At 40.2% G+C, this 23,326-nt stretch carries 23 protein-coding genes; 17 read left to right on the top strand and 6 right to left on the bottom strand.

What is annotated here, in order from left to right; translation table 11 throughout:
• Positions 1–107 precede the first annotated feature (107 nt).
• The 11 genes from BAA9072_RS19675 to BAA9072_RS19625 all read left to right on the top strand — a co-directional run bounded on the left by BAA9072_RS19675 (position 108) and on the right by BAA9072_RS19625 (position 12,285).
• Complete coding sequence (locus tag BAA9072_RS19675; protein WP_201716386.1) at positions 108–1,262, top strand: 2-methylaconitate cis-trans isomerase PrpF family protein; 1,155 nt, start codon at positions 108–110, stop codon at positions 1,260–1,262.
• 45 nt (positions 1,263–1,307) lie between these two features.
• Entirely contained in the window at positions 1,308–2,294 is a 987-nt protein-coding gene (locus BAA9072_RS19670) for a Bug family tripartite tricarboxylate transporter substrate binding protein (protein ID WP_201716385.1), read from the top strand.
• Between the two features lie 46 nt (positions 2,295–2,340).
• Entirely contained in the window at positions 2,341–2,808 is a 468-nt protein-coding gene (locus BAA9072_RS19665; RefSeq protein ID WP_201716384.1) for a tripartite tricarboxylate transporter TctB family protein, read from the top strand.
• A 15-nt stretch (positions 2,809–2,823) separates the two neighbouring features.
• Positions 2,824–4,302 carry a tripartite tricarboxylate transporter permease gene (locus BAA9072_RS19660; protein ID WP_201716383.1) on the top strand — a complete coding sequence of 493 codons (1,479 nt, stop codon included), beginning with the start codon at positions 2,824–2,826 and terminating at the stop codon, positions 4,300–4,302.
• Positions 4,303–4,656: 354 nt separating this feature from the next.
• On the top strand, positions 4,657–5,130 hold the full coding sequence (locus tag BAA9072_RS19655) for an Lrp/AsnC family transcriptional regulator (protein ID WP_201716382.1): 474 nt from the start codon (positions 4,657–4,659) through the stop codon (positions 5,128–5,130).
• Between the two features lie 58 nt (positions 5,131–5,188).
• Positions 5,189–5,869: a hypothetical protein gene (locus BAA9072_RS19650; protein WP_201716381.1), complete on the top strand. Its 681-nt coding sequence runs from the start codon at positions 5,189–5,191 to the stop codon at positions 5,867–5,869.
• A 113-nt stretch (positions 5,870–5,982) separates the two neighbouring features.
• Positions 5,983–7,401: a sodium:solute symporter family protein gene (locus tag BAA9072_RS19645; protein WP_201716380.1), complete on the top strand. Its 1,419-nt coding sequence runs from the start codon at positions 5,983–5,985 to the stop codon at positions 7,399–7,401.
• Positions 7,402–7,462: 61 nt separating this feature from the next.
• Positions 7,463–8,281, top strand: coding sequence for an SDR family NAD(P)-dependent oxidoreductase (locus BAA9072_RS19640; RefSeq protein ID WP_201716379.1), 819 nt, complete (start codon positions 7,463–7,465; stop codon positions 8,279–8,281).
• Between the two features lie 2 nt (positions 8,282–8,283).
• The gene (locus tag BAA9072_RS19635) at positions 8,284–9,429 is read left to right on the top strand and encodes a M20 family metallopeptidase (RefSeq protein WP_230980951.1); all 1,146 of its coding nucleotides are present in this window, start codon (positions 8,284–8,286) and stop codon (positions 9,427–9,429) included.
• 12 nt (positions 9,430–9,441) lie between these two features.
• Complete coding sequence (locus BAA9072_RS19630; RefSeq protein ID WP_201716378.1) at positions 9,442–11,187, top strand: M28 family peptidase; 1,746 nt, start codon at positions 9,442–9,444, stop codon at positions 11,185–11,187.
• Positions 11,188–11,253: 66 nt separating this feature from the next.
• On the top strand, positions 11,254–12,285 hold the full coding sequence (locus BAA9072_RS19625) for a ketopantoate reductase family protein (RefSeq protein ID WP_201716377.1): 1,032 nt from the start codon (positions 11,254–11,256) through the stop codon (positions 12,283–12,285).
• A 287-nt stretch (positions 12,286–12,572) separates the two neighbouring features.
• On the opposite strand, the gene BAA9072_RS19620 is transcribed toward BAA9072_RS19625, so the two are convergent.
• From BAA9072_RS19620 to BAA9072_RS19600, 5 genes are all read right to left on the bottom strand, one after another.
• Positions 12,573–14,138: an elicitor-associated permease-like protein gene (locus BAA9072_RS19620; RefSeq protein WP_269139974.1), complete on the bottom strand. Its 1,566-nt coding sequence runs from the start codon at positions 14,136–14,138 to the stop codon at positions 12,573–12,575.
• 5 nt (positions 14,139–14,143) lie between these two features.
• A complete protein-coding gene (locus BAA9072_RS19615; protein WP_201716375.1) occupies positions 14,144–14,872 on the bottom strand; it encodes an ABC transporter ATP-binding protein in 729 nt (242 codons plus the stop codon).
• A 153-nt stretch (positions 14,873–15,025) separates the two neighbouring features.
• The gene (locus BAA9072_RS19610) at positions 15,026–15,256 is read right to left on the bottom strand and encodes an AMEP412 family response elicitor (RefSeq protein WP_201716374.1); all 231 of its coding nucleotides are present in this window, start codon (positions 15,254–15,256) and stop codon (positions 15,026–15,028) included.
• 152 nt (positions 15,257–15,408) lie between these two features.
• Complete coding sequence (locus BAA9072_RS19605; protein WP_201716373.1) at positions 15,409–17,139, bottom strand: sensor histidine kinase; 1,731 nt, start codon at positions 17,137–17,139, stop codon at positions 15,409–15,411.
• Positions 17,136–17,846 carry a response regulator transcription factor gene (locus BAA9072_RS19600; protein WP_201716372.1) on the bottom strand — a complete coding sequence of 237 codons (711 nt, stop codon included), beginning with the start codon at positions 17,844–17,846 and terminating at the stop codon, positions 17,136–17,138. Before BAA9072_RS19600 ends, BAA9072_RS19605 begins: the two co-directional genes overlap by 4 nt.
• Before the next feature lie 93 nt (positions 17,847–17,939).
• Here BAA9072_RS19600 and BAA9072_RS19595 point away from each other — a divergent pair, with 93 nt between their 5' ends.
• Both BAA9072_RS19595 and BAA9072_RS19590 read left to right on the top strand, forming a co-directional pair.
• A complete protein-coding gene (locus tag BAA9072_RS19595; RefSeq protein WP_201716371.1) occupies positions 17,940–18,623 on the top strand; it encodes an ABC transporter permease subunit in 684 nt (227 codons plus the stop codon).
• Positions 18,623–19,552 (top strand): ABC transporter ATP-binding protein, encoded by a 930-nt coding sequence (locus BAA9072_RS19590; protein ID WP_201716370.1) that lies wholly within the window; start codon positions 18,623–18,625, stop codon positions 19,550–19,552. The genes BAA9072_RS19595 and BAA9072_RS19590 overlap by 1 nt, the downstream gene beginning before the upstream one ends.
• Before the next feature lie 331 nt (positions 19,553–19,883).
• On the opposite strand, the gene BAA9072_RS19585 is transcribed toward BAA9072_RS19590, so the two are convergent.
• The gene (locus tag BAA9072_RS19585; protein WP_230980950.1) at positions 19,884–20,096 is read right to left on the bottom strand and encodes a response regulator transcription factor; all 213 of its coding nucleotides are present in this window, start codon (positions 20,094–20,096) and stop codon (positions 19,884–19,886) included.
• A 217-nt stretch (positions 20,097–20,313) separates the two neighbouring features.
• Between BAA9072_RS19585 and BAA9072_RS19580 the strand changes: the two genes are divergently transcribed.
• From BAA9072_RS19580 to BAA9072_RS19565, 4 genes are read left to right on the top strand one after another with little or no spacing between them, the layout of a single operon-like run.
• Positions 20,314–21,630: a sensor histidine kinase gene (locus tag BAA9072_RS19580; RefSeq protein WP_201716369.1), complete on the top strand. Its 1,317-nt coding sequence runs from the start codon at positions 20,314–20,316 to the stop codon at positions 21,628–21,630.
• Positions 21,611–22,219: an accessory gene regulator ArgB-like protein gene (locus BAA9072_RS19575; RefSeq protein WP_201716368.1), complete on the top strand. Its 609-nt coding sequence runs from the start codon at positions 21,611–21,613 to the stop codon at positions 22,217–22,219. The genes BAA9072_RS19580 and BAA9072_RS19575 overlap by 20 nt, the downstream gene beginning before the upstream one ends.
• 21 nt (positions 22,220–22,240) lie before the next feature.
• Complete coding sequence (locus BAA9072_RS19570) at positions 22,241–22,363, top strand: cyclic lactone autoinducer peptide (RefSeq protein WP_201716367.1); 123 nt, start codon at positions 22,241–22,243, stop codon at positions 22,361–22,363.
• A 24-nt stretch (positions 22,364–22,387) separates the two neighbouring features.
• Positions 22,388–23,086, top strand: coding sequence for a LytR/AlgR family response regulator transcription factor (locus tag BAA9072_RS19565; protein ID WP_269139972.1), 699 nt, complete (start codon positions 22,388–22,390; stop codon positions 23,084–23,086).
• Positions 23,087–23,326: the final 240 nt, after the last annotated feature.

The following is a 23,326-nucleotide window of genomic DNA, read 5'->3' as shown; positions in this document are numbered from 1 at the left end:
TTTTATCTTATATTATAAAAAATAAATATTTTATTTATTTCAATACCTTGAATATACTCTTCTTATACCATGGTATCAATTAATTTTTTAAGAAGGTGCATGACAGAGTGAACATTCATGGTCAACTATATAAACTGCCAAGCGTTTTGATGAGGGGTGGTACGAGTAAAGGATTAATTTTCAAAGATAATGATCTGCCTAAGGATACAAGAAATAGGGATTATGTCATAACGAAAATTTATGGAAGTTCCAGAAATGGACAGGTAGACGGTATCGGAGGGGGAACTCCCCTGACAAGTAAGGTTGCCATAGTGGGAATAACGGATATACATGGGTGCGATATTTATTACACCTTCGGTCAAGTTAGTACAAATAGTCAGAATATTGATTATAATGTGACTTGCGGGAATATGGCTTCGGCTGTTGGGTTGTTTGCTGTTGAAGAAGGACTGGTGAAGATCAATGAGGGTATGACGACGGTGAAGATTTATAATACGAATACGAAACGGGTGATGGAAGTGGAAGTACCCGTCAAGGATGGACATATCATCTATGAGGGAGATTTTGCTATATCAGGGGTTTCGGGAACGGGTTCATGCATTATGGTCAATTTCCTGGATTTCGGAGGATCCTTTACGGGGGCCTTGCTTCCGACAGGTAATGTAGTAGACATCATTCAAGTAGATGATGGGAGTATCGTGGAAGTGACGATTATCGATGTGGGAAATATACTCGTTTTCCTTCATGCTTCTGATATTGGTTTAGTAGGGGTAGAGCTTTCAGGTGAAATAAATGATCCATCTTTACAAAGTAGAATTGAAGAGATCCGCGTGAAATGTGGCAGACTGATTGGATTGTTCCATGAAGGGGAGGTCGTCACACCGGAAACTCATGCTCTTCCGAAGGTAACCATCGTTTCTCCTCCCGCCGATTATACTGATGAAAATGGAGAAATAGTCGAGGGAGAAAACATAGACATCGTTGCCCGTTATATTGCCATGGGGACCTTGCATCGTGCCTTTGCTGTCAGCGGAGCGATTGGATTAGGGACTGCTTGTAAGATACCCGGATCGATTCCTCATTCACTCTTTACAGATGATAAAGATGAAATCAGTATCGGCCATCCGACCGGAACGATTTTGGTTCATGTCAACGTAAAGAAAGAGAAGGCTGGTTATAAGCTTGTAAGAGGCGGGATTGGGAGAACGGCAAGAAGAATTATGGAAGGAAATACTTTGATACCCATTCATCTGATGGGTTGATAAGTATTCAGAAAAATAAAAGCGTTTACAAAGGGGAGAATCACATTGAAAAGAAAACTTGTACTTATCGTCATTTTATTCGTGTGTATCGTAACAGCAGGCTGTAGTTCAAATAAAACTGCTGCCGGCAGTTCGGATTACCCAAAACGGCCCGTCGAGTTAGTGGTGCCTTTCGGTGAAGGAAGTGCCAGTGATACCTTTGCCAGAAAATATGCCGAAATCATGTCTAAAGATATGAAGAAACCACTTCAGCCTGTTAATAAAGACGGCAGCGGTGGATTGGTCGGAATGGTTTATGCACACGGTCAGGCTAATGATGGATATACGGTATTGGAAGTGACTCCTTCCCATGTGATTGCAGATGTACTAGGAAAAGGCGAGGATATGAAGTTCTTGGAGGATTTTGAACCGCTTGCCCGCATCCAGTCTGATATATACGTCCTGTCAGTTCCTGCGAATAGTGATATCGAGAGCTTTGATGAACTGGTGAAAACAGGGAAAAAGAAGGAGATTACCTTTGCAGGAGTCAGTCCTGGAGGATTGGATGATTTAACATTGAATGCCTTGGCAGATGCCACGGGTGTTAAAGTAAAGTTCATTCCTTACGGTTCAGGATCTGAAGTGAAGGCTGCGGTACTTGGTGGCGAAGTGGATGTTTATTTAGATAAATTGATTAATACAGTAGGGTATATCAAGGATGGAAAGGTCAAACCACTGGTTGTATTGAATGACGAACGTGTTACAAAGATTGACGAGCTGAAAGATACTCCTACAACAGTGGAGAAGGGTTATGATGTCACAATCGGTTCATGGAGAGGGTTCGTGGTAAAGAAAGGAACGCCTCAGGAAGTGAAAGACGTTCTGTTAGATCAAATGGAAAAAGCGTATGAAACAGAAGAATATAAGAAATTCAACGCTGAATCGTTAACCGATATTCGTGAAGGTTTCTTAGGTCCTGAAGAATTTAAAGCGGCCATGGAAGAAGATTACGACAAGTTTGATCAAGTAGCGAAACAATCGGGACTTAAATAATAGCTATGTGGCGGCTTTATTAGCCGCCCGTTTTGGAGGGGAGTATATGGGAGAAATACTGTTTCATGTTGTTCTTATACTGGTTATGGGGCTGTTTTTCAAAGAATCGTTCGCCATTTCAACAGGCAGGTCGGCTGATCCAATAGGGCCGGCAGGTTTTCCCCAGGTCATTATCGTGATCATTTTATTATTATTGCTCGTATCACTGTTCAATGCGATTAAGAAATCCAGTAAAGAAAAGGCCGTATCATTAAATATTAATCTGGCATATGCAGGGCTGTTAGTAGGAATCATCGTGTTTATAGTATTGAACGATCTCATCAGTTTCACACTTGCCACGATTATTTTTTGCTTCTTTTTATTCTTCTTATTGGGACAAAAAAACTATGTGAGAATGGCGATTACGTCCATTGTGGTAGCCATTACATTTACTCTGGTATTTGGAAATCTACTAACGGTCCCTTTGCCTAGAGGAATCGGGGTTATTAAAGAGTTAAGTTATTTCTTATATTGATAAGGAGGGAGAATAATGGATATACAACTATTAGTAGATGGCCTTTTGACAACTTTAACACCGATGAATTTACTTCTAGTCTTTGTCGGTATGTTGGTTGGTGTGTTTTTTGGCTCGCTGCCCGGCATCAGTTCTTCAATGGGAATCGTTCTAATGCTGCCTTTTACATATTACATGGGGATTCTTCCTTCTATTATTTTATTGGTGGCGCTCTATGCAGGCTCATCCTACGGTGGGTCAATCACAGCTATTTTGTTTAATACACCAGGAACGCCTGAGTCGGTGGCCACAACCTTTGACGGCTACCCTATGACGAAGAATGGGAAAGCAGGAAGAGCACTTAGTCTGGCGATCAGTGCCTCCGCATTTGGAGGAGTCTTTTCTGTTCTGATTATGCTGTTTTTAGCACCACCTTTATCCGATGTTGCCTTAAACATTCAGAGTGCAGAGTATTTTGCTTTAACTGTGCTTGGGCTGACGGTCATCTCCTCGATTGGAACGAAGTCACCGATCAAAGCCATCGCTTCAGGGCTGATAGGGATCTTGATTGCTATGATCGGGATGGACCCCATAGTAGGGGCCAACCGCTTTACTTTTGGTAATATTGAATTGATGAATGGCCTTGAAATGATCCCGATCATGATTGGTGCGTTCGCCCTTGCAGAAGTCTTAAATCAAGTAACGGACAAACATAAAGATTTAAATATGAGCAATAAGGTTTCATTGGAAACCATCAAGCTTGTAGAGCTTATAAAACATAAGTGGGTATTACTGAAATCGGCCGTGATAGGAACCGTAATCGGTATACTTCCAGGAACGGGAGGTTCCATTGCCTCCATTGTGAGTTATGGAGAAGCCATGCGGACCAGTAAAAACAAAGAAAATTATGGACAAGGGGAAGAAGAAGGAGTAGTCGCACCAGAAGCTGCCAATAATGCAGCTGCCGGTGGAGCCATGATTCCGACACTTGTCTTGGGGATTCCTGGTAGTCCAACCACGGCGATTATCCTGGCGGCTCTTGCCCTTCAAGGATTACAGCCCGGTCCTCAGTTAATGACAGAACAACCACTGATGCTGTATTGCATATTCTTTTCCATGTTAATCGCGAGTGTAACGGTATTTATTGGGGGGCGCTTGGGTGTTAAAGCCTTTGCGGCCATACTGAAGCTTCCTTATTCAATGTTGGGGACCCTCATTGTTTTACTATCAATGGTAGGTTCCTATGCCGTGGGGAATTCGATGTTCAACGTGTGGGTCATGCTGATCTTCGGTATACTCGGTTATTTCATGAAACAATATCACTTCTCTCCGGCATCGCTTGTACTGGGACTGGTTCTTGGGCCGATGATGGAAGAAAACTTCAGAAGGAATTTGTTGGTCACAGAGGGAGATTACCTATCCTTTATTACCAAACCGATTTCCGGAGTCATTTTATTAATTGCCGTATTGGCCATGTTTTATCCGATCATTGCAAAGGCTTTAAAGAAAAAATGAAGGATGGGTACAATCGGAAATATTGCGCGCAAAAAGACACAACTGGGTGGCTATCCTAGTTGTGTCTTTTTTTGATTGCCAGAAAGAAGGGGGTCACCTATCCGGCATTGGAGAATTCTTTTTAGCAAATTGATTTAGTGATTTCGTTCTTCTCAACCTGCTTTTTTTCCAAGTTGAAAGGTAAATTATTTCCGGTGATCGGGAAGTGCCTCGGGGTAGTATGGGAGCCGTCCTTCTTCTACATTCTGTCAGTTGGTAAAATAATAAAAAATTCAAAAAATTCACGATTAAGTAATTGAATTTTCAATATACATATACTATAATTAAAAATAATTCAAAAAAGGAGGGGTTATATTGAAAAATACATTAAAGGAAAGTCAAGAGTTGGACAATCTTGATTTGCAGTTGATGAAGTTATTACAAAAAGATGGGAGACTTTCTTATACCGAGCTTTCCGATATGCTGGATACAACAGTCGGGACAGTTCGTAATCGCGTTCAGCGGATGATGGATCAAGATATCCTTAAGATTGTAGGGGTAGTGAATCCTTTTATAACGGGGATGCCTTCAGTAGCTATGTTTGGAGTGAAAGTCACAATTAACAGGCTGCAGGAAGTTATTGATCAATTGGTCGAAATTCCTGAAGTGCGTTTCGTCGCAGCTTCCACGGGACGTTATGATTTATTTGTCGAAGTGATTACTTCTACCAATACAGAATTATATCGCATTATTAAAGAAGAGTTCAGTAAGATTGAAGGAATTGAGTCCACTGAATCATCGATGTTTTTGGAGATTCATAAGCAATCCTATGACTGGGGGGTAGGCTGATTTTTTTCAATTAAAAAGACTGAATAATCACTATAATCAGAAAAACGAGGTGGTTTACATGAAAAAGATCATATTTTTAGTTCTTATTTTCTTCCTTTATTCAAATGTATCTGCCCTTGCAGCAGAACCAACCATGCTGAAAGAGGCAACGGTTAAGGTGAAAGCTGGAAACGACAAAAACTATGCAATATCAGAAAAAGTTTCATTATCTCATGCTGGCAGCATCAAAGAGAAAATATCCCACACCTTTTCCAACTTAGAGAGCAGCCAGATTGATCAATTGACCGTCACCTCCAATGGACAAGAGCTTGAATATCATTGGGAAAAGGGTGAAGCTCTAAACAAGTTACTTGTAACCCCTCCGGAAAACGTCTCAGATGATTTCACCTATGAACTCCAATACAGTTTAACACTTCAAGAGGACTCATACATTACACCTCTGTTTGTACCCGAGTATCCCACTCAAGGAAACAGTAATATTGTTCAAATTTCCTTCAATGCTCCTGAAGGGGAAACCGTTCATAAAAATTCTTTCCCTGTAATCATTGATGAGGTAAACAATGAAGTAGAAAGCCATATTATGAACATTCCATCACATGTGAAGTATGTTTACGGTGAGGACGCAGGGCCGTTTAACGTTTTTAATGTTACATCATGGGTCGTGGTCTTAGCACTAATAACCATTATTTTTACTTGGTTCAGAGCTGAAGTAAATAAGAAGAAGGGAGCTGCTGCATAATGGGAACACCTTTTTGGGGGCTTGTCATATACGCTGCTGTCTTTATTACAGGTTACTTTGTTTGGGCGTTGAAAATGAACTCGAAGGAAGAAGAATGATAAGGGGGGAATATCATGTTTGAGATCAGTCCGGTTTTCTATTACGTCATTATCGCATATTTTGTTTTTGTGCTTGGAATCGGTATGTGGGCTGGAAAAGGAAATAAAACGAGCGAGGATCATCTTGTCGCAGGGCGATCCATCGGAGCGGTTGTCGGTGGCGCGGCATTGGCAGCTACCCAAATGAGTGCCGGAACCTTCGTTGGGACAATGGGTGTCCATTACTTGACCGGTGCAAGCTACATTTGGTTTTGGCCGGGACTCTGGCTTGGCTGGCTGGTTTCCGCTATCTGGGTTGCACCTAAGTTTCAGCGTTTTAAAGGGGTAACGGTCCCTGATTATGTTGAAAAACGGTACAACACGAAAGTTGGTAAAGTAATCGCAGCGATTTTAATTATAGTCGCATATACCGTCTATCTGATTGGTCAGTATGTCGCCGGCGGTATCGTGATGCAAACGATTTTTGGCATTCCGATGGTCTGGGGTGCGTTTATAACGATTGCGATCACTATGGTCTATACGATGAAAGGTGGAATGAAAGCAACTGCTTACAGCGATTTCGTACAGGCACTGATAATGGCAGGGTGTTTCTTTGCAGCGATTCCACTTTTATTCAGTCAAGCCGGTGGTTATGAGTTTGTGGGTAACTTCTTGACTGAATTAGATCCTGCCATCACGGGCTGGCACTTTGGTTTTAAAGATTTGTTAGGGTTTGGACTTGCTTTTGGATTTGCAATGGCGATTTCTCCTTATGAATTAGCGAGAATGTATACCCTGAAGAGTCAAAAGACCGTACGCTTGGCAATTGGATTCTCTTTCATCTTTCAAGTGATCGTTGGAATCTCCGTTTGTCTTGGCGGTATGGCCATGCGTTCTCTTTTTCCGATGTTAAACACCGGGGACAGTGCTTCTTCAATCATGGCAATAAATGTCCTGCCGCCATTGGTGGGAGCGCTGTTAATGGTCGCCATTCTTGCTTCAATCATGAGTACGGTTTCTGGCATTATGCTTGTTTCCGCGTCAGGAATCTCACATGACATTTATGGTGTCATAAATCCGCATGCTACCGATAAGCAAAAAATGAGGCTGAATAGGATTGCAGTAGTAGTTCTTTCTTTATTCCCGCTGGCCTTCGCGGTCAAACCATTTGACATGGTGCAATTTATTGTCATGGTTCAGGCTTCTCTAGTAGCAAGTTTCTTCTTCGCTCTGGTCATCTTTGGACTGAATTGGAAAGGAGCAACGAAGGCAGGGGCACTTTTCTCCATGATTGGCGGGGTGTTGACAGTCCTCCTGTGGTTTATGTTAGACAAACCATTTGGGTTAAATGAGGTGATACCTGGTGTGGTGGTATCTACTATTCTATTAATTGCTGTTAGTAAAGTAACCAAACCGGTACCTAAAGAAAGCTTGGACCCTTTTTTTGAAAAATAGTGAAAGTAAGGGTGCCAGTAATTAACTATTGGCACCTATCTTAACGAAATGAGGTGGAAAGATGGAGAAACCATTATTTAAGAATGAAACAGCCATCATTACGGGTGCTGGTTCGGGGATTGGCAGGGGGATTGCGCAACGCTTTGCAAAAGAAGGTGCAAATCTATGCTTAGTGGATATCCAGGAAGAAAAACTGCAACAGTTGAAACGTGAACTAGAGAGCATGACCCAACCGGAGCAACGAGTTGTTGTACGATCAGGAAATCTCTGTGAGGGTTCATTTCGGGAGAGTCTTGTCGAGGAAGCTGTAGAGATCTTCGGTGATATTCATGTGATTGTTCATTCTGCAGGGATTTATCCATCCACTCCTTTCTTAGAGATTACCGAACAGGAATGGGACAGCGTACTGGATTTGAATTTGAAGGCTGTCTTTTTCCTCAATCAATTGGTGGCGAAGATGATGATTGTCCAAGGCGTTAAGGGGAGGATCGTCAATATCAGCTCTACGGCAAGTGAAGTGGCAAGACCGGGAGTGGCGCATTACTGTTCGTCAAAAGCAGGTTTGAAAATGTTGACGCAGGTTCTTGCATTGGAGTTGGCTCCACATGGGATAAGGGTCAATGCCCTCGGACCCGGGTTGGTTGAAACGGATACGTTATTGAACACTTTAAAGACTGAAAAAGCCAAAAGAGAGCATGAAGAAAAAATCTCCTTCAGCCCTTTAAACAGAGCAGCACTAGTGGAAGAAATTGCAGATGGAGTGGTTTACTTTGCCAGCAGTCATTCCTCCTATGTGACCGGACAGACCTTGCTTGTAGACGGTGGATATGCTGCAGGAAGAATATTTACTAGCTTACAAACTATAAACAGGAGGTTCTGATATTGAATGAAATTGTCCAATTTATAAGAGGTAAAGAGGAAGAGATGGTCGAAATGTTGAAAGCCATTGTTGAGCATGAAACACCTTCTGATCATAAAGAGTTAACGGATACATTAGGATCTTGGATTGCCGAACAGTTTACTAGATTAACTAGTGGAAAAACAGAAATCATTCCAAATGACCGATATGGAAATCATATCAGAGCGGAGTGGGGAGAAGGTGAGGAGCAACTATTGTTTCTGGCACACTTCGACACAGTCTGGCCGGAAGGGACAATTAAGGAAAAACCATTCAGGATTGAGGACGGTAAAGCTTACGGACCGGGAGTTTTCGATATGAAGGGAGGTATCGTTCAAGGCCTGTTTGCGGTCCATGCTCTACAAACTCTTGGAAAGAAACTCAACAAAAAAGTCGTGTTCTTATTTAACAGTGATGAAGAACTGGGAAGCCCTACTTCTCAAACACTCATTGAAGAAGAAGCTGCAAAGAGTACTCAAGTGTTTGTGTTGGAGCCTGCCATGTCCACGGAAGGTGCATTGAAAACATCCAGAAAGGGAGTCGGGATCTTTCAAATGGAAGTGAAAGGCAGACCCGCTCATGCAGGAATTGATCCGGAAAAGGGAGTAAGCGCAATAGGCGAAATCGCTAATCAGATTAGCTATTTACACAGCCTGACAGATTTGTCGATTGGTACGACAGTGAATGTAGGAACGGTAAGTGGAGGAACAACATCTAATGTCATCGCCGCAACAGCCGTTGCGGAAATAGACCTGCGAGTAAAGGTGAAGGATGAGTTTGATCGTGTCATTCCCTTGATAGAGAATCTTGAGCCTCGCGATGGAAGAACTCACCTGTCCGTAAAGGGTGGAATCAACCGGCCACCCTTGGAAAGGACTAAAGAGGTGCAATCGATGTTCCAAAAGGCAAAGGCTTTGGCAAAACAATATTTGGATATTGACCTAAAGGAAAAAGAAACAGGAGGCGGAAGTGACGGGAACTTTTCAGCCCGGCTTGCCCCAACACTGGATGGACTTGGAGCAGTTGGAGATGGAGCCCACGCCAATCATGAGCATCTAATTGTAAGAGAGATGACGGTTCGGAGTGCTTTAGTGGCCCTGCTTCTAATGGAATTCGGAAATGAATGTTGAGAGGGGATTTCTATGAATAAAGTAGAGTTAGACAACAGCCTGCTGGAAAAAGTGAGCCAGGAAAAATTAATGGAGTATACCAGAAAGATTTCATCAGAAGTAAGGTTATCGGGCTCCAGAGAAGAATGGAGAGCTTTTTTATACGCTAAAAGTTTGCTGGACGAATTTGGATTGCCGACAAATTTATATAAGCGGAAGGCCTTGGTCAGTTGGCCATTATCAGCTGATGTGAAAGTAGATGGTGTTTCATATTCTTGCATTACACATTCAATGGCCGTATCCACTGAGAAAGACGGTCTAAGGGGAGAACTCGTATATATTGGGGAAGGAACGGATGCAGAGTACAAGTCAGCTGACGTATTAGGAAAGATCATTTTGATTGATGGGCTTGCCATTCCTGGCGCTGTAAAAAAAGCTCAGGAAAAAGGAGTAAAAGGGGTTGTTTTCATCAATGCAGAATACACCCATGAAATGATTGTTTCGACAGTCTGGGGAAATCCCACTCCCGCAAAACAAAACCAGTATCCCGATATACCAGTTATATCTATTAATTATGCTGATGGTGAAAAAGTTAAACAGCAAATAAAAGGTCAACAGAGTATTCCAGTCTGGTTTCGAACTGAAGTCGAAACAGAATGGAAAGACATTCCGACTCTCGAGGCCGAAATAAAAGGAGCAGATCCATCAGGACAATTTGTGTTATTCAGTGGCCATATCGATTCATGGCATTATGGTTCGATGGACAATGGGACAGCGAATGCCACCATGCTGGAGGTGGCAAGGATTCTTTCCGAAGAGAAGGTACCTTTGAAGCGATCTCTTCGTATGGCATTTTGGTCCGGGCACTCTCACGGCCGCTATGCGGGATCTGCTTTATACTGTGATGAGAATTGGGAAGAATTATATGATTCTTGTGTATTGCATGTGAACATCGATTCTGTTGGAGGAAAAGATTCAGTCGTGTTAACAGAAGGGAATTGTATGGCTGAAACGAAGGGATTGGCCGGCGGGGTGATAAAAGATCAGGTTTTGGAAGAATTTGAGGGTTCCCGTTTCGGGAGGGCAGGCGATCAATCTTTCTGGGGACCGGGGGTTCCTTCTTTATTGATGGGCCTATCCGAGCAACTGCCCGCAACCACACCGGCAGCCCGTGCCTTTTCCCGTTTGTTTGGTGATGGTAAAGGAGGAGGGTTCGGCTGGTGGTGGCATACCACAGAAGATACGGTAGACAAAATCGACCCGGAATTTTTAGAAAGGGACTGCCGAATCTATCTCTCCATAATCGAGAAAGCTTGCACAAGTAACCTTCTTTCAATCGATCAACGTAAGGCAGTAGAAGAGTTGAGAGGGCACTTACTTCGCTATCAGGAAGAAGCGCCGGATGTAAAGAAGCTAGGAACATCGCTGATGAGAGTCAATCAGCTCGAGGCGAAAGTAAAGGCCGTATATGAACAGATCGAATCAGAGAAGCTGTCAGAAGAGGAGACAGCAGAAGCCAATCGTTGGATTCACTCCTTGTCCAAAGGATTGGTCCGTCTCAATTATGTAAGGGGAAATGAATTTGATCATGACCAGGCAATGGGTCAGCCTCCTATCCCTATGCTATCCGATATTTTAGCATTGAAAGATATACCTGAAAATACATCTGACTATTTTGAGATGCTGACAGGAATAAACAGACGCTTAAATCAGGTGAATTTTATTCTCAAGGAGCTATTGGATAAAGCGGGGCAGACAAGTTTATTGAAGGAGCGTTAAAGTCATTTGTTTCGGGAAAGGTATGCTTCCGAAGCATAAAATGAAAGCAGGGAGGATGAGGAAGGCATGAAGATTACAATCATCGGCGCAGGAGCAATTGGTGGGGTTGTCGGAGCCTACTTGGCGCGGGCAGGAGCTGATATACAGTTCGTCGACATCAATAAAGAACATGTAAATAACATGAATAACAAGGGGTTGACCATCTCTGAAAAGAAAGAAACATTTACTGTACCGGTCAACGCTTTCACCATGGATGAAATCCTTGCTGGTCGACCAACACTCGATGTCGTTTTCTTGTGCGTCAAAGCGTTACATACAAGGGAGGCAGTAAAACAGTTTAAACATCTCCTTCATGAAGATTCGTTCGTGGTTTCATTTCAAAACGGTCTCTGTGAATATGAGATCGCAGAAGAAATCGGGGCAGACCGGACAGTGGGTTGCTTCATCAACTTATTTGCCGACTATTTGGAGCCGGGGCTTATAGAATATGGAGGGGTAGGCAGTCTTTATATAGGGGAGATAGATGGATCCGTGACTTCCCGGGTAAAGAAATTGGTTTCACTCCTTTCTGCCTGGGGAGAGGCGAAAGAAACTGACAATATCTTAGGATACCTATGGAGTAAACTTTCATACGGAGCGGTGTTAACAGCCACGGCCACTACTAATGAAACGATTGCTGATGTATTGGATAACCCTGAATACCATGAACTGATTGTCAACACTACCAGGGAAGTTGTAGGAGTGGCTGAAAGGCAGGGAGTCATCACGGAAAGTTTTGATGACTGGGAGCCTCAGGTTGTTGCCTATTCTGATTACCAGGATGTAAGAGACCAGCTTCAGGTCCTGACCACTCGATTACGTGGATACTCCAAAACCAGAACTGGAATTTGGAGGGACCTGGCCGTCCGAAAAAGAAAAACGGAAGTACCTCACCAGCTCCTTCCGGTTATCGCAGCAGGCCAGAAGGTTGATCGTGAACTCCCTATCACCACCAGAATCGTCCAAATAATAGAAGAAATCGAGCAGGGAAAAAGGCAAATGCAGGTTGATAACCTGAATGAACTCGCAAGGCTGGCAGAAGCCACTGGTGTATCATGATAAGTAAGAGAGGCATCTTTTCTAACATAGAAGAAGCAAGAGAGGAGTTTTGCTCTCTTGCTTCTTCTATGGGACGGGGTAGCTGGAAGGTTAAACATCGGGATAGTAAATTTATCATTGATTCATATAGTAAGAGGGGACAGGAATCGTCCCCCTGTCACCTTAACCTTTAAAGAATTCGATAACAGGATCCAATAATCCCGTAAACCTCATAATCAGAAATATTACACAAAAAATGGTGAAGCCGAAACTTACTCGTTGAAAAATGGTTTTGGATTCTTTTTTTTCTAGGTTTGCCATGAACTGTTCACCTCTTGATTGATTGTAGTTTTATTACTTTTAAAAGCCATTCCAATAATGATTATGATAGTTAGAATTAGAATGATGGCTGCCTGAAAGGATAACGAATGGTTTTCTATAATTCTTCTTAAATATTCATAAAGTATGCTGAATACGATTAGCAGGGGAATGTTCCATACAAATAAATAATAAAAAAGGGGCTTCACTATTTCGCCATTATATTTATAGCCACTATATTTCTTCGTATTCCTCGTCATGATTCTCGACAAAAGTACCTTGGAAGATATGTAAGTTAGGATGAATAATTGCACAATACCGTAGATTATAATCGGTAATTCTACCTTCTCCAATATCATGACAATGAGCAAGTAAGATCCTGCTAGTAAGAAAGAGCTGGTTTGGATTAATCGGCTTCTCATTTTATATAAATGATGGTAATCAAAGGGGATACTGAATAAAAGATCCTGATGGTCTTTATCATCTGATAATAAGATATTGAGTGTTACGGTCGTGATGAAAAGGGCAAAAATATTGATTAATACGGTCAAGGATATCCCCGAAGATGCAAATTGATTTTTAAATTCAATGACACTCGTAAAAAGTAACGGGGAGACATACACAGAAAACAACTTGGGTGTTCTTAATACAAACAATAAGTCTTTCTTGATAAAGTGATCCTGGATGTATGTATGAATGAATAGAGATGTTTTGTGCGAATAAAATGATTGATCCAGGTCCCTTAAGGAAATGGTCAACAGCCCTTTTTGATAGCAATGGTCTGTCAGGAAATAGACTAGTGGTATCGTAAATGATGCGTATAGTATGATAAGCAGTGTAAATATCGCTACTGACTTTGGCTCAACAGAGTTTTCCAGAAGATACTCAGGATATTGAAGCAGCAGATAAAAAACCTTATTCACCCACTCATCCTGATGAAGTAAATAATTCTTGTAATTGCTAACGTATACGATGACTGCAATGACCCCTACAGAAGCCAATGTCATGATAGAAAAGGCAACTGTCTTTAATCCTTTCCCTCTCGAAATAAGGAAGGCAAGTGCATATAAGACATGTGCCAGGGCACTGAAGAAAATCGATCCAGCTATGATTTGGGGAATCGTTATCAGTACAATTTGAATGGATATATTTCCGGCAAAGTAATTTGCCAGGATAAAAGGAAATAGGAAAGCTGCATTGATAAGAAGGACTTCAATCACCACTATAAAAAAACGCGCCAAGATGATTTGTGAGTTCTTAATAGGTGCAACAAGTAAAATCTCACGTTCAGGAGAGAAAAAGTACTCCTTATAGAACGCTTTAGTAGCGGACGAGATGGAGATTAGACACAGAAAAGCAAACAAACCTACTATGTATGTATTCATGTTGTCCTGAACACTCTCAGGCAACGCATTTATAATGAAGTAAAGCACTGCAGTTGCTGACAAGCAAAGAATGATGATGCCGATCCATTCTGTTAGGACATCTTTTTTTGATTTGTTTGATTTATGGCGTGTGAGTTTATACTTGAACGATAAGTACTTGATGAAGTTCATTTCAATCAATCCCGTCCTTCTACCACAGAGATAAGGTAATCTTCTACACTCGTTAAACTTCCGCGAAGCTGATTGACAGATATATTCTTCTTTAAGATGGATCCATTGTTAATGATGGTTACCGTATCGGCTATTTCTTCAATGATATTTAAAGAATGGGAGGATAAGAATACGGTTCCTCCATTTTGAGTGTACTCTTTTAAAAAGGATTTAAATTGTTTTATGCTCAGCGGGTCTAGCCCAAGAGTAGGTTCGTCGTATATCAATAATGAAGGATTGTGCATAACGGATGAGATGATGGATATTTTCTGTTTGTTCCCTCTTGAAAGATTCTTGATTAATGTATGTCTATATTTCTCGACATCAAAATGTTCTAACAATCTGTCAATCGTTCTTTCTATTTGATGTGTATCTGTCTCACCATATAAAAAGGATATGAAATGTAAATGTTCCGTCACCGAAAGTTTCTCAAAAACGGCTGGATAATCCGGGCAGTAGCCTATGTATTTTTTGTGATGGGGGTTCTGATAATCAATTTGTTCATCTTGGAAACATACGGTTCCTTCATCAGGTGTCAGGATTCCCATCATGATTTTGATGGTTGTTGATTTGCCTGCTCCGTTCTTCCCCAAATATCCGCTGATTGTTCCTTTGTTTATCGAAAGGGAGTCTATTGATAAGACGCACTCTCTATCATAGTACTTCTTCACATCTTCCATAAGTAAGATTCTCAATGTCGTCATTCCCCTTTATATGCAAAACTGTAAGATATTAGTTGTCCGAGTTAATCATAGCATTGTATATTCTCTTTCAACAAGGAAGAGAATACCAGACGAAAGAATCATTTTCGCTGGTATTCCCTTATCTATGTTTATTGGGGAATGCTATTACCCAAGAATAATACGAATGATATCGTAAACGGAATAACCTTTAAGGAACCAGTCAACGATTTTTCCTGGATTCGCTTTGATATAATTTAAGATTTTAGTAGCTTGGGCATATGTTTTTCCTGCAGCTGCAGTTGCCAAATTGTAAGCCCATTTTAAGAATGACGCTACTTTACTCCAAGGGACTTTACTTACTAGTGCTTTAAGTGCATTATAGATTGCTGAAAACATTGTGAAATTCCTCCATTAAATAAAAAGTTTTCCAAAGGCCTTTGGTTAACTTTATAATAGTTCCAGTTATTGTTATATTCAATAGATTTTGACAATCGTTGCGTATTTCCGCAAACCCTGTTTCGTTGGAATTTCACTAAGAATTCTACACCCTATAAGGCTTTTGGATGGATTTGATCATCTTTCCCATTTGGCTCGTTAGGAAAAATCAATCGGATGGTTGTTCCGTTGTTCAGCTTACTGATTACTTCGACTTTCCCACCATGTGCTGACACCAGCTGATGGGCAATGGCCATCCCTAAACCTGAACCGTTATCGCTGTCTTTCGTATTTCCGCCCCGATAGTATCGATTGAATAGATTTTGTATGCTTTCCGAATCGATCCCTACCCCGTTGTCTTCGACACTTATGGTAATGGAGTCCTCTGATTTTTGTACCCTTATTTTAATGATTGTTCCGATGGGGTTGTGCTTTATGGAATTAACGACTAAATTATTCATGATTCTCGTAAACCATTTTGGGTCCAAATCCAGGTGCACAGCCTGATGGACTGTCTCAAGAAGAATCGGTTTATCAGAGGATTGATACTGGGTCAACCATTTTTGCAAGAATGAAATGACATCTATTCTTTCTTTGTGTAATGGGAGAGCATCATTTTTTAGTCGATATGTCAGGTTAAGGTCTTCAATCAATTCACTCATATAGTGGGATTTTTCTTGTATGATTTCCCCGAATTCATTCATCTCGCTTTGGCTCCAGGTATAAGAATCAGAAGCGAGGAGGGTGGAGTATCCATAGATTGAGCTGATGGGCGTCTTCAAATCATGGGAAAGACCAGTAATCCATTCTTCTCTTGTTTTGTCCATTTTTTGCTGAATCTGTTCATTTTTCTTCAAGGTGGATGTCAGCTTCTCCAAAGAATAAACGACATCCTTAAAGAAAGCGTATCGTTTATGTAGTACTCCAGTTTTATTTTGTAAAGGATTGACTCCTTTTTTATTTAGAGGACTGACATATTTTCCATCAGACATATCGTTGATCCACTTCATCATATATAACAATGGGACCCCGAATTTCTTCCCATACCATAGCCCCAGTACTGTGATAAATATGATAAGAACGGTGGAAACGATCAAGAAGCCTTTGATAAACGAACGGTTGATCATCCCATCCGTGATTTCATCCGGGCTATAGTATGTATTCTTCGTTCCAATGACATATAAACGAGTGCTGTTGTCAGGGCGGTAGAACGAAAGGTCATACTTAGAGTTCCAGGCTTCTTCCTTGATATCCATTAGTTCGTTAACAGAATAGTGTAATGTTTCTGGTGCGAAATAACTCTTGATCAATTCTCCCTCAGAATTATATGTCTGCATCCAGGCATTATGTTGAACTAAGTAATCTTGAACTTCTTTGCTGATTTCCGGGAAATTGTCTATTTTTGTTAGCCCTTTTTTTATTTCATTGCTTCTTACCTTTTCACCATAAATGACGACATGGTCATTTAGCATTTTCCAATATTTCATCCTGTATGTTTTATTTTCTAAAGAAGGTATATCCAAAAAGGTATAGGAATCAGGCAATTCTGGTGGAGTATTATATTGGCCGATTACGCTGCCATCACGATTAACGACTTGTAACCATCCTGCATGCTTTTTGACAGAATTTTTCACTTCTTGATTTATTCTTACGTCTTGCCCCTTTATCTCTATGGCGTGTTCCATGTACTCCTTGGAAGTTCTTGAGAAGTCTGATTTCATCTCAGATTGGGAAATGATGAAGGACAATGTGATAAGAGCAATGATGATTAGTCCAATCATGACAACCAACAAGAAAATGAAGTGAGATAAAAAATGCATCGTTAATTTTTTTCGTAGATTCATAGTGTTCTGCTCTTACCGCTTACCAGCTTATATCCCAATCCCCTGACAGTTTGTAAAAAAACGGGCTTGCTGGGGTTTTTCTCGATTTTTTCGCGGATTTTTCTAATATGGACCATGACGGTGTTATCGTCCATTAGTACATGTTCTTTCCATACTTGATGATAGAGTTGCTCTTTTGAAAAAATCCTGTCAGAATTTTTACAGAAAAAAAGCAGGAGGTTATATACTTGAGCGGAACAAGGGACCGGGCAATCCTCAACCAGTAACTCTGCAGATTTCGTATTCAATTTAAAATGACCAAAATCCAGTATTTCTTCTTCTTTCTCACCCTCGGAATCAAGGTATCGTTTCATTTGGACCTTTACTCTTGCGGCAACTTCAAGAGGGTTAAACGGTTTGGTGATATAGTCATCTCCTCCATGGGTGAAACCTGTTAATTTATCCAGGTCAGAATTACGTGCCGAAATAAAGAAAATCGGCGCGTTGGATTTCTTCCTGATTGTTGAACAAATCTCATATCCATACATATCAGGGAGCATCACATCTAAAAGGATCAGATCATATCGATTGCCTTCGATTAATTGGATGGCCTCCTTGCCGGTTGTACAGGTTTCCACTGACTGGAATCCTTCTTTCTGTAATACCAGCTTTATCATATTTAGAATTTCTACTTCATCGTCCACAATTAGTATTTTTCCTTTATCCATGTTCTCTGCTCCTTTTTAAGGTAATGTTAAGGATGAGTTAAACTTATCTTAATTTACCAATAGTATACTATTTTTAGAAAGGAGTGGTAATGAATGTGGGCAATATGCATGAATGAATTTAAAGGACATTTTAAAAGTGTTAAATCGATTATCGTTATCGCCATTATTTTTGGAATAAGCTATTTATTGGCAGATTTCATGACATCGGTTGCAGATCAATTAGATTTAGGCGAGAGTAAGGATGGATTTGCGATCGGTACCCTGATGATCGTATTTGGATTAGGCTTTTTATTTATAGCTGGCCTGTCTCATGATTTAATGAACCGGGAAATCAGCAGCCGGACGATGAGATTTTTAGTGACAAAGACAACACGTACGAAAATATTATTAGGAAAATATCTGGGGGTCTGGTTTTTCTGGTTCTTTTGCATAACCGTTTCTTATCTGTTGGTAACGTTTGTTTCGAAGGAATTTCTATGGCTTGGTGTAGTGGATTGTATGTTGTTTCTCTCGGTCGCCCTGGCATTGAATCTTATCTTTTCCATTGTGATGCCCAAGCCTGCTGTCTCGATGTTTTTCGGCATTGTATTCGCTCTTGTGTTTCCTGCGCTCAGCTTTTGGGCAATCTATGCCGATAACATTTATACGAATTGGTTTAAGTATTTAACCCCCTATTATTATTCTACGCTTGGGAGTTACTATATCTTAATCAATCTCATATATGCTGTATTACTATTCATCGTTGCTAGAGAGATATTCAAGAGGAGAGATTTATAATGAATGTGATAGAGGCAAGCGGACTCACGAAACAATTTGGTTCAAAAAAAGTAGTCAGTGATGTAAGTTTACATGTGGAAAAAGGAGAGATCTACGGTTTCTTGGGACGGAATGGGGCAGGGAAATCTACCTTTATCAATATGATCACCGGGGTGATAAAACCCACGTCAGGAACATTCAAGCTTATGGGTGAAACAAATCTTGAAAACGTATATAGCCGTATCGGTGTTTTACCTGATTACTCCACCTTCTATGACTCTTTAACTGCCCTTGGCCATATAAAATACTTTGCCAGCATAACCGGTAAAAAAATATCAACGTCACAGGGGAAAGAGGTTCTGGATCGAGTAGGGATATTAGAGCATGCAAACGTAAAGGCAGGGAAATTTTCTTTTGGTATGAAGAAGAAATTAGGAATCGCCCAGGCAATCGTTCATGATCCCGATTTGATCTTTTTGGATGAACCTACTTCAGGTGTAGATGCAGAATCAGGGATAAGCATTCAGAAGCTGATTCTGGAACTGAAAAGAGAAGGGAAAACCATTTTCATGACTTCACATAACTTAAATGAAGTAGAAAAGATTTGTACCCGCATGGCTATCATGAAGGATGGAAAGATCATAAATGAAGGGACCTTAGAAGATTTGAGGGCACATTATTCTTCTACCATCCACGTGGAAATCAAGCATTCCTCACTCGAAAATGGAAACCATCATCTCATCAATCAATATCTTGAAACAGTGGGTAAAGAAATTGAAACAAGAGGGAATGTTACATCCCTGGTAATCGAATCAGAAAAGAAAATTCCACAAATAGTCCGGGCTTTCACTAATCAAAGTATAGATTTATACAGGATTAATGTAGATGAACCCTCTTTAGAAGATATTTTCTTGCAGAATGAATCCGGTGCCCGGGTTTCCAGCTTCTGATCTAAAATGAACGAGGCTAAAGTCATAACTAAATCGACCCATCCTGAAGAAGAACAATTCATATGAAATAGTCTTTAGAATTATTTGTTACACCGCTTTTCCGATTTCGTGGGAAACTTCGCATTCCTCGTCGCTTACGCTTTTACGGGATGACTCCAATCAACGGATGGACCCGGCTATATATACTAAGTATGCTTTACTAAAAATAATAAAAATCCGAACGATTTCGATTTTCATAAAAGAATTTCGAATGATCGTTCGGATTTTTATTTGACTAAAACACTATAGTCTCAGCTCGTTTATTTTGGGGGAAAGGGCAGGTATCACTTCCCTATGTAATGATTTTGTTTTTAAATGCTTTTACAATGATGCCTACCCTGGTTTGTACATCCAGCTTCTTTGAAATTTTATTTATGTGGTACTCTACCATTCGCTGCGAATAATTTAATTCTGATGCAATTTCTTTATTTGGCATTTCGTTGGCAATCATCTGAATAATCGTTGTTTCAATCGTATTTAATAGTGTGCACTTCTGGCTTTTCAACTCTCATCCCTCCGTTTTTCTTTCTAGTTAAAATCGTATCAGAAGTTGGAGGGTGAAAATGTATCCTTAACTAGTTGGTACAAATCACAACGTATCAGGTGCGATTTTCTTCTCATTTTGTCCTATTTTGTAAAAAAGAGAAAATATTTACAAAATAAAGTATTACTATAAATTTGAAATTATGGTAAATTTAATGTTGGTAAAGGAGGGGTGTATTTTGGACTTGTTCAACCCTTTATTAGGCGGGACGATTGAAACCCTCTTAATCATATTAGTGGGTTATGCCTTGATGGGTATTACTATAGGGAAGAGATTGTATTCTATTCTTTTTGTAAGCTTTTACGGGAGCGTCATTCTAACTATGCTGAAAGGCAGCGTACCAGCATACATCTATTTACTCATTTTAATTATTTCAATTGGTATCCTGCTCACATTCATTGTTCGAGTAAGTGTTACACTCTCTTTGTTAGCGATAGTGGCAGGTGCGATTCTTTTACTTCTTTCGGAATTTGTGAGTTATTTCCTTTTGTATCCTTTTCAAATCTTATTTCATTTCAGTATAGAAGCCATGCCGGCATTGGCAGTTGCCGTCCCTCATATGTTCATTATGCTCGTAATCTATTTCCTTATTAGGAAATTCAACTTACATATCTATGCAAGTGCTGACAACCTTGTGATGAAAGGGAGCAATACCAAGTTTTACTCGATTCTATTTTTTCTGTTTGCCATGTTGTTTCTCTACTACGCCATTATTTTTAATCAACAGCTTAGCCCGGCTTTTACCTTACTATCAGCATTATTTTTAGTCATCATCACGATCTTGACTTTTTATGTCATACGGTTCTTGTTGAATAGTAATCTGGAGTCATTATCGATTCATTTAAATCATCAATATGAAAAAGACCTCAGCCAGTACATTAGCCATGTTAAGCTTCAAAGGCATGACTTTGTCCACCATTTATTAGCAGCAAAGAAAATGCTTGATCATGGTCACTACGAACAGTGTAGGGATTATTTAGATGAAGTATTATATGAGACTTCAAGTGTAAGTGATGTATTGCCACTTACTTCTGATGCTGTAGCCGGCATGCTGCTTTCCTATAAGGAGCTTGCCTTTAAGAAAGGTATTCACCTCCATTACATCATTCGTGATAACTTGAGAGATATTCCTTGCAGAGTATTTGAACTAAACAAAATTCTGGGCAACCTCATCATGAATTCCATTGAAGCGGTAGAAATTGAAGAAGAGCCAAAGAGGCAAATTACCGTATCAATTGGAAAAGACAACAATGAGTATTTCTTTGAAGTTAGTAATTTCACACGGGTCGATGTAGTTGAAAAAAATATAGGCGATATTTTCAGAACAGGCTTCACTACTAAAAGAGGAAAGGGTAACCAGGGGCAAGGCCTTGCTATTGTTCAGTCTCTCGTAGAGAAGTATAAAGGGTACTTATATCCCGAGTTATTAGATAACTCGATTACTTTTGTAGTGAAAATCCCTTGTGGAGGAAAGCATGCGAATTCTTACACCTAATAAAATTTCAATAAAAGTTGCCAACACAATCATTGTTCACCATCCCGAGTTGAATAAGAAAAAAGATGAAATAAGGTATGGGCTGGAGTGGATCATTTCCGGGTTATTCCAGGTGGTTCTGACAATCATAGCAGCCATTCCCCTTGGGGTCGCTTTAGAAGCGATCGTCATACTGATAAGCGGGGCAGTACTAAGAATGTTTTCAGGAGGTGCCCATGCGAGGGGCTATTTTAGATGTTTGTTCCTTAGCCTTATTCAAATCATTGGTATTTCTTTGGTAGTAAAATATACAACTGTATTAGATGAATATACCTATTTTTGTCTGTTTCTGTTATTCATCTCTATCATTATTATATTTATCAAGGCGCCTGTACTGCATAAGAAAAAAGACATGTTCACTGATAAGGAAAAGCGAAAATTAAAGTACTTGTCTCTATTCACATTCGGAACATTATATGCTTTCAGCTATCTGCCATATCTTTCTGAATTTCAGTACTGTATCTGGCTTTCCTTAATCCTTCAAAGTTTCACATTAACATTCGTATGGGAAAAAATTCTTTCCTATGGGGAGAATTTTATATATAAATGATTCATAAAGGAGGATATTAAGATGAAATTCATTACCTATCTTATTGCAACTGCAGCATTATTTTTTAATTCTGCCACATCACTGAGCAGTTGTTTCTGGTTTGCGTATGAACCTGAATTACCGGAAAAACAGTCAAAGGAGTAGATTGTTATTCACCTTAATATTGCTGTGATTGATGATGAAGTACCAATATTAGATCAAGTGAAGAACATTACAAATAAACTTCCTGACATCAATTTGGTTCTTGCTACAACAGAAGTGACGGATCTATTCTCATTGATAGATACAAAAGGGGCTATCAATGTAGTGTTACTGGATATCAATATGCCGGTAGCCAATGGATTTGATATTGCCCAATACATTAAGGATAAATCTCCATCAATTAAAATCATTTTTATGAGTGCAAATCCTGATTTCGCATTACAGGGCTACAAATATTATCCCGAAGATTTTTTAATAAAACCTATCAATCTGGTGCGTTTTAAACAAACACTGGAAAGAATACAGACGGCTGGCACTAGAAGAAAAAAGATTGGTGTGAAAGAACAGGGCAGATTGCGATTGGTGGATACAGCCTTAATACTGTATATAGAGAGAAAAGGAAAAAAGACCCTCATCCACCTAGAAGATCATACCGTTATTGTTTGCAGTGAAAGCCTAAACCGTCTTGAAGACATGCTCAAGGAGGAGCTGTTTTATCGTACTCATCAATCTTATTTAGTACCTATTGATAAAATAGAGTCCATCGAACAAGACTCCTTCATGAAATCGTATAATGTCAAACTTGAAAACTCTGAAACCATCATTAACTTAAGCAGACATAAATACAGCCAACTCAAGACCATTATGGCATCGTATTTCCAATGACAATGGCATGCACTGAGGAAGCACCGGGAATGTCTCTCGTGCTTCTTTTTTGTGAATAGAAGAAACGAATACAAAGAAGAGGCGCAGACCACCTTACCTGCGCCTTTTAACTTATCAAAAATGAAGAAAGCAAAGGATCACTGGTACACAACCAATAGATAATCATCACTGCCTGGACCTGGGATAGACCTTAACTGAGGAGTCGATGGTGAAAGTGAAGTTTATTCAAGATGGACCGGC

Source organism: Rossellomorea arthrocnemi (assembly GCF_904424705.1).
Lineage (GTDB): Bacteria > Bacillota > Bacilli > Bacillales > Bacillaceae_B > Rossellomorea > Rossellomorea arthrocnemi.
The sequence above is the reverse complement of the archived record's forward strand: the minus strand, read 5'-3'. Positions and strand labels throughout refer to the sequence as shown.